At 71.1% G+C, this 12,873-nt stretch carries 14 protein-coding genes and 1 other RNA gene; 4 read left to right on the top strand and 11 right to left on the bottom strand.

Annotation, left to right across the window (positions count from 1 at the left end; translation table 11 throughout):
• Positions 1–130 precede the first annotated feature (130 nt).
• From ACF088_RS10230 to ACF088_RS10220, 3 genes are all read right to left on the bottom strand, one after another.
• Positions 131–874 (bottom strand): anti-sigma factor family protein, encoded by a 744-nt coding sequence (locus tag ACF088_RS10230; protein ID WP_392375103.1) that lies wholly within the window; start codon positions 872–874, stop codon positions 131–133.
• On the bottom strand, positions 871–1,410 hold the full coding sequence (locus ACF088_RS10225) for a sigma-70 family RNA polymerase sigma factor (RefSeq protein WP_088797889.1): 540 nt from the start codon (positions 1,408–1,410) through the stop codon (positions 871–873). Before ACF088_RS10225 ends, ACF088_RS10230 begins: the two co-directional genes overlap by 4 nt.
• A gap of 101 nt (positions 1,411–1,511) precedes the next feature.
• Positions 1,512–2,282, bottom strand: coding sequence for a CGNR zinc finger domain-containing protein (locus ACF088_RS10220; RefSeq protein WP_392375102.1), 771 nt, complete (start codon positions 2,280–2,282; stop codon positions 1,512–1,514).
• A 288-nt stretch (positions 2,283–2,570) separates the two neighbouring features.
• Between ACF088_RS10220 and ACF088_RS10215 the strand changes: the two genes are divergently transcribed.
• Positions 2,571–3,347 (top strand): class I SAM-dependent methyltransferase, encoded by a 777-nt coding sequence (locus tag ACF088_RS10215; protein ID WP_392375101.1) that lies wholly within the window; start codon positions 2,571–2,573, stop codon positions 3,345–3,347.
• Between the two features lie 144 nt (positions 3,348–3,491).
• On the opposite strand, the gene ACF088_RS10210 is transcribed toward ACF088_RS10215, so the two are convergent.
• The 4 genes from ACF088_RS10210 to ACF088_RS10195 form a co-directional block, all read right to left on the bottom strand.
• The gene (locus ACF088_RS10210) at positions 3,492–4,724 is read right to left on the bottom strand and encodes a uroporphyrinogen-III synthase (protein WP_392375100.1); all 1,233 of its coding nucleotides are present in this window, start codon (positions 4,722–4,724) and stop codon (positions 3,492–3,494) included.
• Positions 4,725–4,986: 262 nt separating this feature from the next.
• Entirely contained in the window at positions 4,987–6,507 is a 1,521-nt protein-coding gene (locus ACF088_RS10205; protein ID WP_392375099.1) for a nitrate/nitrite transporter, read from the bottom strand.
• Between the two features lie 147 nt (positions 6,508–6,654).
• Positions 6,655–6,972 carry a hypothetical protein gene (locus tag ACF088_RS10200; protein WP_392375098.1) on the bottom strand — a complete coding sequence of 106 codons (318 nt, stop codon included), beginning with the start codon at positions 6,970–6,972 and terminating at the stop codon, positions 6,655–6,657.
• 67 nt (positions 6,973–7,039) lie between these two features.
• A complete protein-coding gene (locus tag ACF088_RS10195) occupies positions 7,040–7,381 on the bottom strand; it encodes an ATP-binding protein (RefSeq protein ID WP_392375097.1) in 342 nt (113 codons plus the stop codon).
• A 216-nt stretch (positions 7,382–7,597) separates the two neighbouring features.
• On the opposite strand from ACF088_RS10195, the gene ACF088_RS10190 reads away from it, so the two are divergent.
• Complete coding sequence (locus tag ACF088_RS10190; RefSeq protein ID WP_392375096.1) at positions 7,598–8,383, top strand: helix-turn-helix domain-containing protein; 786 nt, start codon at positions 7,598–7,600, stop codon at positions 8,381–8,383.
• Entirely contained in the window at positions 8,380–8,700 is a 321-nt protein-coding gene (locus ACF088_RS10185) for a DUF397 domain-containing protein (protein ID WP_392375095.1), read from the top strand. Before ACF088_RS10190 ends, ACF088_RS10185 begins: the two co-directional genes overlap by 4 nt.
• Before the next feature lie 31 nt (positions 8,701–8,731).
• Here the strand turns inward: ACF088_RS10185 and ACF088_RS10180 are convergent, their stop codons facing one another.
• Together ACF088_RS10180 and ACF088_RS10175 are read right to left on the bottom strand one after the other, a co-directional pair.
• Positions 8,732–9,271 carry a DUF4232 domain-containing protein gene (locus ACF088_RS10180; RefSeq protein ID WP_392375094.1) on the bottom strand — a complete coding sequence of 180 codons (540 nt, stop codon included), beginning with the start codon at positions 9,269–9,271 and terminating at the stop codon, positions 8,732–8,734.
• 112 nt (positions 9,272–9,383) lie between these two features.
• Positions 9,384–10,358, bottom strand: coding sequence for a LysR family transcriptional regulator (locus ACF088_RS10175; RefSeq protein WP_392375093.1), 975 nt, complete (start codon positions 10,356–10,358; stop codon positions 9,384–9,386).
• A 151-nt stretch (positions 10,359–10,509) separates the two neighbouring features.
• Between ACF088_RS10175 and ACF088_RS10170 the strand changes: the two genes are divergently transcribed.
• Complete coding sequence (locus ACF088_RS10170) at positions 10,510–11,874, top strand: MFS transporter (RefSeq protein WP_392375092.1); 1,365 nt, start codon at positions 10,510–10,512, stop codon at positions 11,872–11,874.
• On the opposite strand, the gene ssrA is transcribed toward ACF088_RS10170, so the two are convergent.
• Positions 11,873–12,242: a transfer-messenger RNA gene (gene ssrA, locus ACF088_RS10165) on the bottom strand. The genes ACF088_RS10170 and ssrA overlap by 2 nt on opposite strands.
• Positions 12,243–12,366: 124 nt before the next feature.
• Positions 12,367–12,864 (bottom strand): SsrA-binding protein SmpB, encoded by a 498-nt coding sequence (gene smpB, locus ACF088_RS10160; protein ID WP_392375091.1) that lies wholly within the window; start codon positions 12,862–12,864, stop codon positions 12,367–12,369.
• Between the last annotated feature and the right edge of the window lie 9 nt (positions 12,865–12,873).

The following is a 12,873-nucleotide window of genomic DNA, read 5'->3' as shown; positions in this document are numbered from 1 at the left end:
CGATCGAAGGCATGGCGGTCCTTGACGGGCGCCCCGTGCCGTACCCGGCCCGGGGCGCCGGACCGGGTACGGCACGGGGCGCCGGACCGGGTACGGCACGGGGCGCCGGACCGGGTACGGCACGGGGCGCTCAGACGTTCACCTTGGCCAGCCTTTTGCCGTCCATGGTGGTGACCTCGAAGTGATCGATGTCGCCGCGGTTGAAGCCCGCCCCACCCGCCGCGTACAGGGGCTCGCGGTTCCACTTCGCGGTGCCGCCCGGGATGCCGTAGCCCCCCTTGGGCACCGCCCAGGTGGTCACGGTCTGCCGCTTGCCGTCCTTGCCGACGGCGACCAGGCCGCAGGTGAGCGGCCCCTTGACGTTGGCGAGTTCCAGGACCACCTGGGTGCCCCAGGGCCGGGCGGCCATCGAGACGCCCGCCGAGACCTTGGTCTCCGGGTCGGTGGAGCTCACCTTCTCGCCCGCCGCGTACTGGGCCCGCACGGCGTTCGCCAGCGGTGGCGCCGGCTTCTCGTCGGAGCCCTGGGGTGTCAGCCCGATGGCGGCGAGCGGCCCGCCGACGATCAGCACGACGGCGGCGGCGACCAGGAACAGCCGGCGCCGGGCGCGGCCGCGCCGGGTGGCGGCGACCTCGTCCATCAGCCCGTCCAGCAGCCCCGGGCCCGGAACGGCCGTGATCGTCTGCGGGGTCGGGGCGGACTGTTTGAACTCGGCCAGTACCGGCGACAGGCCCATGAGTTCTTCGAGTTCGGCCGCGCACCGGTGGCAGCCGACGAGATGCGCCTCGAACCGGTCGGCGTCGGCACCGTCCAGGACGCCCAGCGCATAGGCGCCGACGTCGGTGTGCCGGTCCGGCTGCGTGGGCGGGTTCACTCCGTTACTCCTCGTTCCTCTAGCGAGAGTCTCAGGGAGCGCAGCGCGTAGAACACCCGGGACCGCACGGTCCCGGCCGGTACGCGCAGCACCTCCGCTGCCTCATTGACCGTACGTTCCTTGAAATACGTCTCGACGAGAGCCTCTCGATGGGCCTGGCTCAGGTCGCTCAGCGCCTCCGAGATCGTCATCATGCGCAGCGCGCGGTCGATGACATCCGCGGCCGGCATCGTCTCCAAGGGGGTCGGATCGACCTCTTGGGGCCGTGCCTTACGACTGCGGTGCCCGTCGATCACGATCCGCCGAGCGACGGTCACCAACCAGGGTCGTATCGAGCCGGTCGCCCGTTGCAACTGGTCGGCGTTGCGCCAGGCGCGCACCAGCGTCTCCTGCACCACGTCCTCCGCGCGGTGCCGGTCGCCCGCCACCAATCGCAGGACGAAGGCGAGAAGCGGGCCCGCGTGATCGTCATAGAGGGCTCGCATGAGCTCCTCGTCAGGTGTCGTCCTGTCTGCCACGACGGCATCCTTACGCACTCCAACTCCCGGGTCGATAGCCCAGATCGCCCAAGATCGCCGGGGGACCCTGCCATGAATCGGACTTGCGGTGAGGAGTACGGACGGGACGGGCGGGTTACTCAGAGTTCGGCGGAAAATTTTTCTGCGCCCGCCGCGACGCCCTGACCAGCACTTCCGGCCTGCTCCCGCGGACCGGCACTTCCGGCCTGCTCCCGCGGACCCGCAGCGCTTTTGACCTGTTCCCGCTGATCGGCAGCGCTCCCGACCTGCTCCCGCTGACCGGCACTCGCGACCTGCTCCCTGCGCACGGTCGTCCGCCGCCGGTGCCGCGCCACCCGCTCCCGGTTGCCGCACACCTCGCTGGAACACCAGCGGCGGCGACGGCCGCGCGAGGTGTCCAGATACACCAGGGTGCAGCTCTCGCCCTCGCACTGCCGCAGTTGTTCCCGGGCCACCGCGTCGGTCAGCAGCCCGATCGCGTCCCGGGCCACCGCGGCGAGCAGCCCGGCGCAGTCCGGCGGGCCGGGCAGGGCGCGGGCCAGGGCGCCGTCGACGGTGCGTACCGCATGCGCGGCGGGCGGTTGTCCGGACGCGGCCGCGGAGTTGAGCAACGCCAGATCGCCCTCTGCCGCCCGGCCCTGCAGCTCCTCGTGCACCACCCGGCGCAGCAGCTCGCGCAGCGCGCGGAAGCGGCCGACCCAGCTGCCGTCGACGCCGTTCAGCGGGGTACCGCACGGCACCAGCCCCGCTCCGACCAGCCAGGCCCGCAATTGGTCGGGGCCGGTGAGCCGTTCGCCGGTGAGCCGTTCGGCGGGGGCATCGCCGGCCGTGGCCGCCAGGTCCAGGCAGATCCGCCCGCAGTCGAACCGCAGGTCGCAAGGCGCCGCCATGTTCCTGTCACTCCTTAAGGGCCAAACGTGTGTGCTTCCAGAGTGCCCCGCCCACGAGCCCGCCGGAACCCTCCGGAGGCGGCCACTCCACGTACCCCGACACCTCCGCCCGACACATGGACACGACACGTAGACACGCCAGGTAGACGCTAGGTGTATACGCCTTATGTATAGTTCGCGGCGCGGCGGTTCGCAGGTGCGCGCGCCCCGGCCCGCGCGCCCGGCCCGCCGCATGCCGTAGCGCTCCCTGCCGTAGCGCTCCCTGCCCCTCCAGGACGAAAGGTCTCCATGTCGCGCAAGTCCCTGCTCACGAACCGCGCCGGCCTGACCCACAAGATCGGTTACGCGGTCCGCCACCCGGCCCGGATCACCCCGTACGTCCAACGCGCCGCCCGCGACACCTGGCTCCGTCTCAAGCACCCCGACCATGTCGCGTACTACCGGGCGGTGATGGCCTCCGACGCCGGCCGCAACCCGGAGGCCGCGGTCGGCAGCCGCAGCCATGAACGCTGGCTGGCGCTGGGCGAGATGCAGTTCGACTACCTGACCGAACACGGCCTGAAGCCCGGCCACCGGATGCTGGACATCGGCTGCGGCAATCTGCGCGCCGGCTGGCGCTTCATCGCCCACCTGGACGCCGGCAACTACTACGGCATCGACATCTCGCCGGACATCCTGATCTCCGCGAAGCAGACCCTGACCACCTACGAACTCCAGGCCAAGCTGCCGCACCTGACGATCACCCAGAACCTGACCCTGGACTTCCTGCCGTCCGCCCACTTCGACGTGGTCCACGCGCACAGCGTCTTCTCGCACTCACCGCTCGGCGTCATCGACGAGTGCCTCGCCCATGTCGGCCGGATCCTGGCGCCCGGCGGCTTCTTCGACTTCACCTTCGACCGCACCGAGGGCACCGAACACCAGGTGCTGCGCGAGGACTTCTACTACCGGACCGAGACCCTGCTGCACCTGGCCCGCAAACACGGCCTGGAGGCGCGCTTCATGGACGACTGGGAGAAGCGGCCGCACGGCCAGTCCAAGATCCGTGTGAACAACCCGGCGTAGGGGTGTCTCCCTATGACGGGCCCGATGGATCATGGCCGAAAGGGGCCGCTCCCGGCCCGACGGAGCGGCCCCGGACACGGCCCCAGGACCACGGCCCCGGCCCACACGACGACGCCGCTCCCCGCCGTTCCCCGCTACTCCCCGCTACTCCCCGCCGTACTTGTCCGTGTCCGCATGCGGGTCGAGCGCCAGCCGGTAGCCGCGCTTGACGACCGTCTGGATCAGCTTGGGCGCGCCCAGCGCCCCCCGCAGCCGGGCCATCGCGGTCTCCACCGCATGCTCGTCCCGGCCCGTCCCCGGCAGTGCGCGCAACAGCTCCGCACGGGAGACCACCCAGCCCGGGCGACGCGCCAGCGCATGCAGCAGCGCCATCCCGGCCGGCGGCACCGGCCGCAGCACACCGTCCACCACGACGGCGTGCCCGCGGATCTCCAGCCGCCGCCCGGCCACCGGCAACGGCTTGACCCGTCCCGGGAGTTCACGGCACAGCAGCTGCACCAGCGGCCCGAGCCGGAAGCGCTCCGGCTGGAGCGTGGGGACGTCCTCCGCCTGGAGCGGCAGCGCGGTCACCGGCCCCACGCACACCGGCAGCACCTCACGCCGCAGCGCCGTCAGCACCTCCTCGCGGACCCCCCGTTCCCCGGCCCGGCGCAGCAGCGACGCGGCGGCCGGCGCGCTGGTGAAGGTCACCGCGTCCAGGGCCCGCGAAAGCACCGCGTCCAGCAGCCGGTCGACCGGCCCGATGTCCTCCGGCGGCATCCACCGGTACACGGGGACGCCGACCACCTCCGCACCGCCGGCCCGCAGCGCCTCCACGAAGCCCGGCAGCGGCTCCCCGTGCAGTTGTAGGGCCACCCGGCGCCCGGACACGCCTTCCTCCAGCAGGCGGTCCAGCACCTCGGCCATCGACTCGGAGGCCGGCGACCATTTCTCGGTCATCCCGGCAGCCCGGATCGCACCGCGCACCTTGGGCCCGCGCGCCAGCAGCTCCACCCCGGTCAGCCGGTCCAGCAGCGCCTCGCCCAGACCCCAGCCCTCCGCGGCCTCGACCCAGCCGCGGAAGCCGATGGCGGTGGTGGCCACGACCACATCGGGCGCCCGGTCGATCAGGTCCCGGGTCACCGCGAGCAGCTCGGTGTCGTCCGGCAGCGGGACGATGCGCAGCGCGGGCGCATGCATCACCTGTGCGCCGCGCCGTTCCAGCAGGGCGCCCAGCTCCTCCGCCCGCCGGGCCGCGGTCACCCCGACCGTGAACCCGTCCAGCGGCCGGACGGCCGGTTGCGGTTCCGGTGCCGGTGCCGGTGTCGGTTCCCGTGTCGGTTCCGGTGTCGGTGCCGTCCGCTCCCGCTCGTCGTGCTCCTGCTGCTGATCGTGCATGGTCGTCCCGCTCCGCCCAGAGTGGTGTGCTGCCGTGTGCTGCCGTACCGCCGCGGCTCGGGCGGCACGAAGTACCAGGGTGCCAAGGTGCCAAGGTGCCAAGGTGCCAAGGTGCCAAGGTGCCAACGGCACGTGACGGTCCCGGTCCTCCAGTATTTCCCCGCGGTTACGGCGGGACGCCGCTGCCCGCCGCGTACGGGCGGGACGCCCACGGGGTGAGGCGGGGCGTCGCGCCCTTCCCCGCCCGCGCCCGCCCCACCGCTCACACCTCCGCGTACACCGGCCCCCGCTCCCCGTCCGCCACGGCCGCCACATCCGCGCCGTCCGCGCCGTCCGCCCCGTCCGCCGCCTGCGCCGCCCCTTCCGTACGCCGCCCACGCGCCGCGGGACGCAGGTAGACGCCCCAGGTCACCGCCCCGCACACCACATAGCAGGCCAGGAACGACACAAACGCCGGGGTGCCCGAACCGGCCACCAGGAACGACTGCCGAAAGGCCAGATTGATGGCCAGCCCGCCGAGCGCCCCCACCGCCCCGATCAGCCCCATCGCCGCCCCCGAGAGCCGCCGTCCGTATACCGCGGCCTCCTCCCCCGCCAGCCCGCGCCGCAGCGCCTGGGCCTGGAAGATCCCCGGGATCATCTTGTACGTGGAGCCGTTGCCGAGCCCCGTCAGCACGAACAACGCGATGAACCCGACCAGGAACACCGGCAGCGACCGCTCCGCCGATGCGTAGATCACCACGCCGGTGGCCAGACCCATCGCCGCGAAGTTCCCCAGCGTGATCCGCGCACCGCCGAACCGGTCCGCCAGCCGCCCGCCGACCGGCCGCACCAACGAGCCCAGCAGCGGCCCGATGAACGTCAGCGACGCGGCCTGGAGGGGCGTACGCGCGAACTGGTTCTGCAGCACCAGCCCGAAGGCGAAGCTGTAACCGATGAACGACCCGAACGTGCCGATGTACAGCAGCGACATCACCCAGGTATGCGGCTCCCTGGCGGCGTCGAGAGCCGCCCCGGTGTCGTTCGTCACCGGGGCCAGGTTGTCCATGAACAGCGCCGCGAGCACCGCCGCAAGGACGATCAGCGGCACATAGACGGCCAGCACGAGCCGCGGATGCGCTGCCCCCGCCGTCCCGATCACCAGCAGCCCCAGCAACTGGATCACCGGCACCCCGATGTTGCCGCCACCGGCGTTCAGCCCCAGCGCCCACCCCTTCTTCCGCAGCGGATAGAAGGAGTTGATGTTGGTCATCGACGAGGCGAAGTTCCCGCCACCGACCCCCGCCAGCGCCGCGACCAGCAGGAACGTGCCGTACGACGTCCCCGGCTCCATCACCACCGCCGCCACCGCGACCGGCACCAGCAGCATCGCCGCGCTCAGCACCGTCCAGTTGCGCCCGCCGAACCGCGCCACCGCGAAGGTGTACGGCACCCGCAGCACCCCGCCCACCAGCGTCGGCACCGCCACCAGGAAGAACTTCCCGGCCGGATCGATCCCGTACTCCGGCCCCATGAACAGCACCATCACCGACCACAGGCTCCAGACGGAGAACCCGATGTGCTCACAGAGCACGGAGAAGGCGAGATTCCGCCGCGCGACCCGCTCCCCCGTCTCCCGCCAGAACCCCTCGTCCTCGGGGTCCCAGCGCTCGATCCACCGGCCGCCCCGCCTCACGCGACCCCCGGTAGGGCCCCCGGTACGGCCCTCGGTATCGCCGGTACGGCCACCGGCAGGGGTGTCGTCAGGCTTCTCGCTACGGGTCTCTGCTGCCGCGGCCGTCATCGCGCCTCCCAGGTGTCGGATCCTGCTCCCTGACGCTAGGGACGACGGGTTTCCGCACCGTGCCGCCCGGTGACGGGGCCGCAACCTTGTACTCACGCGAAGGGGCGGTGGGCGGTGAGGGGCGGGCGGCGGTGCGGACGAGCCTCGTCAGAGGCCGAGGTAGCGCGTCACGGCGTGTTCGACTTCGGCGAGTTCATCACGGCCGAGATAGTGGATGGGGTCACCGTGAATGAATGAGGTATGACCGGGCGAACCTGATCGACCAGAAGCCTCGTGCCGGTCCCTGCCAGTTCGACCTCGGGCCAGGCGCTCTGCGTCGCTGCGGGCGTGGGAGAGCCATTCCTCACGCTCCAGGAGTCGCAGCGCACGCCGGATCACGTCACTGGTTCCCTCGCCACCACGCATGGCGTCCTTGATGATCCGCGTATCCTCTTCGGTGGGCCGAAATCCTATCGTTGCTGCCATACAGGACAGATTGGGGCGTGTGCAACACCTGTCCAACGGTTGTAGTACACCTTCACCGCCAGGCCGGTCACAGGGCGAACTCACACCAGACGACCTTGCCGGGCATCCGCTCCCCCACGCCCCACTTGTCCGCCAACGCCTCCACCAGCAGCAGCCCGCGCCCGCCCTCGTCCACCCGCCCGGCGCCCGTCCGCACCCGCGGCCATCCGTCCCCGCTGTCGTGCACCTCCAGCCGCAGCAGCCCACCCGCGGGCGGCCACACGTACAGCTGGAACCCGCGCCCCGGCGGCACCCCGTGGCGCAGCGCATTCGTCGCCAGCTCGCTCACGCACAGCAACACCGCGTCCGCCGGCTCCCCGACGCCCCACTCCGCGAGCGCCGCCCGCACGAACTCCCGCGCCAGCGGCACCGACCGCCGTTCACGCCGGTAGAACCGCTCGCGTGGACAGGGGGGTTACATCTCTCCGTTCATACGATGACGGTCGCAGTGAGTAACTACGCTGCCCAGTAAGCGAACCCGTACTCGCGGTGAGTACGGGTGCACATACGGTCACCGGCGCCGAGGTACGGGGAGTGGAACGCCATGAAGCCGCGAAACAAGCCCAAGAACCGACACTCCGCAGCCATGGAAGTCATCGGCGCTCAATTAGCGCTGTTCCGCATCAACGCCGGTCACACCCAACGCAGCCTCAGCGAACGGACCACCGCCTCCGAGGAGACCATCGCCTCCATCGAACAGGGCAGGCGGGTCCTGATGCCACACCTGGCAACCGAGTTCGACCAGCTCCTCAAAACCTGCGGAGCGCTGGCGGCGGGGGTGGCGAAGCTGCCACCGAAGGACAAGTATCCGATCTGGGCGGAGGAGTTCATCGCCTACGAGCGGGAGGCGATCTCGCTCTGCGGCTACGAAAACGGTGTCATCCCCGGCCTACTACAGACCGAGGGCTACGCAGGCGCCACGTTCCGCAGCAAAATCCCGCACCTCAATGAGGAGCAGGTCGGCCAGAAGATCACGGACCGGCTGGATCGTCAGCAGATCCTGCACAAGCAGAACCCCGTCACCGCCAGCTTCGTCATCTCCGAGGCCGTCGTGCTGAGCAACATCGGGGGCCGCGAGGTCATGCGAGGCCAGATCTCCCATCTACGTCACTGCGCGGAAGTCACCGGCGTATCCATTCAGGTCCTGCCACTGAAGCGCGAGCTTCACGCCGGGCTCGACGGACCGTTCGTGCTGCTGGAAACCCCCGACCACCAACACTTGGCCTATACCGAGGCGCAACGCAGCAGCGTGCTGACTTCCGACTCCGATGAGGTCAGCGTCCTCGCTCAAAAGTATGGAATGCTGCGAATGCAGGCCCTCAACGCAGAGGAAACCGTGGGCCTGCTGGACCGGCTGCTAGGAGAGCGATGACCCATCTGACGTGGTTCAAGTCCAGCTACAGCGGTGACGAAGGCGGCAACTGCCTCGAAGTGGCTTACGAATGGCGCAAGTCCAGCTATAGCGGCAGCGAAGGCGGCAACTGCCTGGAAGTCGCCTACACCTGGCACAAGTCCAGCCACAGCGGCAGCGAAGGCGGCGCCTGCGTAGAGGTCGCCGCCCACCCCACCACCATCCACGTCCGCGACTCCAAGGACCCCCAGGGCCCGCACCTCGACTTCTCGCCGGGTGTCTGGGCCTCGTTCACCTCGTACGCCGCACGTACCGCTGCCGCCACAACGGCCCCGTAACCGGGCTACGCAACCGGGCCTCGTCGCGGGGCTACTCGGCCGCTTCCCGCGGCGGGCCCATCCATATCCGGTCCGCGCAGAGGGTCATCCACAGGCGCTTGCCCTTCTCGTCCCGGGCCACGACCGCCTGCCGGCCGCGGTAGTCGCGCGGCGCGGACACCACGGCGAGGTCGTTGGTGACCATGGCGGCGTTCTGCGGGGTGCCGACGGGGCAGTCCCGGTAGCGCAGGGGGGCCGTGATGGTGCCGCCGCGCCCCAGGTCTATCGGCAGGGTCTTGCCATGCCCTTGGGCATCGGATTCGGGCCCCTTGCCGAGATGGACCTCGAAGGCCGGGAAGCCGTGGAACACACAGGGGCCCGCGCCCTTGTTGGCGATGGACAGCCGGGCCTCGCGCTGTTGGGTGTGCGGCTTCTTCTTCAGGACGGTGAGCGTCCAGCGCAGGCCCTTGGTCGTGCAGTTGGCATGCAGCGGCGCCATCCGCGCCGAGCCGCAGCCGGCCAGGGCCAGGCCTGCCGTGGCGGTCAAGGTCAGCGCGGCCGCCACCACCGCGAGATGTGAACGCCGTCGCACGGCTCCCCCTGTTCGTTCCGGACAGAATTCCTCGCCATTAAGGAAAGACTTCACGCTCCCGGGGTTGCCTCTGCGGCCGTATCTTCTTCCGAACACCGCATACACCAGGCGGTCACCCCCGTACGCCCATCACCCGCGCATCCCCCTCCGGGAGCCACCACGCACTCCCCGGCGGCGCCAACCAGCCGTGCCGGTCGGCCAGTTCGCGGGCAGCAGCCCGCAGCGCGTCCAGGCCCGGATGCCGCAGGCCCCGCCGCCACACCATCGAGACCGGTGAGAGCGGTAGGGGATCGACGAGCGGCCGCAGCACCATCCCCGGCACCTCGATGAACTCCACACTCGCCAGCACCGACCACCCCCGCTTGCGCACCACCCGGACGAATTCCTGCGAGCCCTCGATCTCCGGGAACGGCTCGGCGGCCGCAATGCCGCGGCCCGCGAAGAGCCGCTCGGCCAGGTCCGTCCACTCCGCGGTCTGCGGATTTCCGGCGGCCGCGTAGAGCGTCTCGCCGGCCAGTTCGGCGAGGGCGACAGCGGGCCGTGCGGCCAGTGGGTGGTCCTCGCGCAGCAGGACCGCCATCGGCTCCAGCCGGACCGGCTGATGGTCGAGACCGGCCCGTATGCCGGGCGGCAGCGCCGCGATCCGGCCGAAGGAGACGTCGAGGCGGCCGGCCGCCATCTCGGCCGCCGCGCCCGTCAGCCCGCTGTGGAAGCGGGCGACCAGCTCACAGCTGTCCGGCACCCGGTCCCTGGCCGCCTCCAGCACCCCGTGGGCGGTACCGATCGGCACCCCCACATCCACCAGCAGCGGCCGCTCGGGGGCGGCCCGGAACGCACCGGCCAGCTCGTCGTGCGCGGTCAGCACCCGCCGGGCGAGCGGCAGCAGCCGTGCCCCGTCCGGCGTCAGCGAGACCTGGCGGGTGGTCCGTACGAACAGCGCGGTGCCCAACTCCCGCTCCAGGCGCCGGATGTCGCGGCTCAGCGCCTGCTGGGCGACGTACAGCCGGGCGGCGGCCCGGGTGAAGTGCAGCTCCTCGGCGACGGCGAGGAAGGCGCGGAGCAGACGCGGGTCGATGTCGTACGGCATCGGGTCATCCTGGCAGGACCGGTATCCGCCGACGCCTGCCGAAGGCCTGCCGGTGCCCGCCCGGAGCCTTCGCACATTGACAACACCAACGCGTGAATGGCCACTGACCAGGTGTTGGACGGGCGGCACCAGCGGCAACGACCGTAGAGGCATGATCCTCTTCCTCGCCGCCCGCCCGGTCACCGCCCCGCCCGTACGCCCGGCCCCGAGGCGGGCCCGTTTCCGCTTCCGCCCTCTCGCCCCCTACCGCCGGATCTTCGCCGTCCCCGGCGCCCGCGCCTTCACGGCCGCCAATCTGCTGGCCCGGCTGCCGATGGGGATGCTCAGTGTCAGCGCGGTGCTGATGATCGCCGGCTCGCGCGGCTCCTACGCGCTGGCCGGGGCGGTCACCGCGACCGGGCTGGCGGCAACGGCGCTGGTCGGGCCGTGGACCGCCCGGCTGGCCGACCGCCACGGCCAGGCCCGGATCGCGGTCCCGGCCACCGCGCTGGCCGTCCTCGGCTCGCTCTCCCTCCTCCTGTGCGTCCACCACGGCGCGCCCGACTGGACCCTCTTCGCCTGCTACGCGGCCACCGCCACCACCCCCAACACCGGCGGGATGTCCCGCGCCCGCTGGGCGCACCTCTTCCGCGACGACCCGGCCGCCCGGCACACCGCCAACTCCTTCGAACAGGCCGCGGACGAGCTGTGCTTCCTGCTCGGGCCGGTGCTCGCCACGCTGCTGTGCACCACCCTCTTCCCGGAGGCGGGCACGGCGGTGGCCGCGGCACTGCTGCTGACCGGGGTGCTGCTGTTCGCGGCCCAGCGGCGCACCGAACCACCCGTAGCGCCGGCACCGGCCACCGGCCGGCCCCGCTCCCCCCTGCGCCGGCCGGGGCTGCCGCCACTCCTGGTCACCTTCCTCGCCACCGGCGCGGTCTTCGGCTCCCTGGAGGTCGTGACGATCGCCTTCGCCGACGGGCACGGCGTACGGTCCGCGGCGGGCGCGCTGCTCGCCCTGCAGGCGGCGGGCTCCTGCGCGGCAGGGCTGCTCTACGGCCTGCTGCCGCCGACGACGGGGGTATCTCCCGGCTCCTCACGCGCTTGGGGGAGCGCCCGCCACCGCCTCCTCGGCTGCACCGCGGCGATGGCGGCCCTGATGCTGCTCCCGCTGCTCGCGGCCGCGACAGGGGGCCCGGCGACGCTGGCCGTCGCGCTCCTCCTGGCCGGTATGGCGACCGCGCCGACCATGGTCACCGGCATGGGACTCGTCCAGTCGCTGACGCCGCCCGGCCAGCGACACGAGGGCATGACGCTCGCCGTGACCGCGCTGCTGGGCGGGATCGCAGCCGGATCGGCGTGCGGCGGCCGGGCGGTCGACCACCTGGGCGGGGCGGGCGCGGCCTACGGAGTGCCCGCGGCCGCAGCCGCCCTCGCGGCGGCCGTCACCCTGTTCACGGCACGCCGTCGCCCGGGGCGCAAACGACTCAGGCCCCGCCGTCCTGGGACGGCGGGGCCTGGGCCTCACATGGGATGAGTGGAGATGGCGGGAATCGAACCCGCGTCCAACGGTGCAGAAACAGGGCTTCTCCGAGTGCAGTTCGCTGCGATTTTCTCGGCCCCGGAGATCACGCGAACAAGTCTCCGACGGGCTCAGCCACTGTTTGATTTCCTTCTAAACCCCGTGACCGGGTCTAGAAGTTTAGTTCCCTAGTCGATGCCAGGATCCGGGTCGGGAACAGCCCCGGGCTGACACTTCGCAAGTCGCTACTTAGGCAGCGAGGGCGAAGGAATCGCGCTTGGTGTTGGCGATTATTGGTTGCGACATATGGTTAACGAGATCATTGCCGCTTCCTCGACTCGCTTCCCCTGCTTCGACATCCGCTGTCGAAACCGATCATCCCCATGTTGATTTATCAAGGTGGTACCTGCACCCCTCATGGGGTGTGGAACCATCGTACGTGAACAACGGCTGCCGTTGCCAGCGCATTCCCTGCGGAGCGGCCGGGACGGGTCCCGCCGGACCGGATCAGGCCCGCTGCCGCCGCCGGGCCGCCGAGACGGCGCGGTCCGTCTCGCGGCGGTCCTGCTGCTCGCGGAGCGTCTGCCGCTTGTCGTACTCCTTCTTGCCCTTGGCCAGGGCGATCTCGACCTTGGCCCGGCCGTGCTTGAAGTAGAGGGCCAGCGGCACGATCGTGTGCCCCGACTCCTGGCTCTTGGCCTCCAGCTTGTCGATCTCCACCCGGTGCATCAGCAGCTTCCGCTTGCGTCGCGCGCTGTGGTTCGTCCAGGTGCCCTGGGCGTATTCGGGGATATGTACGTTGTGCAGCCAGGCCTCACCCCGGTCGATCTGGATGAATCCGTCCACCAGCGACGCCCGGCCCTGCCGCAGCGACTTCACCTCGGTGCCGGTCAGCACCAGGCCACACTCATAGGTGTCCAGAATGAGGTAGTCGTGCCGCGCCTTCTTGTGCTGCGCCACGAGCTTGCGCCCGGGATCCTTGTCCTTGCCCTTGTCCTTAGCCATAGTGCGGCC

Origin of the sequence: Streptomyces sp. NPDC015125, from assembly GCF_043080045.1 — a bacterium.
In the GTDB taxonomy this organism is placed as follows: Bacteria; Actinomycetota; Actinomycetes; order Streptomycetales; family Streptomycetaceae; genus Streptomyces.
This window is presented reverse-complemented; position numbering and strand designations above follow the sequence as displayed.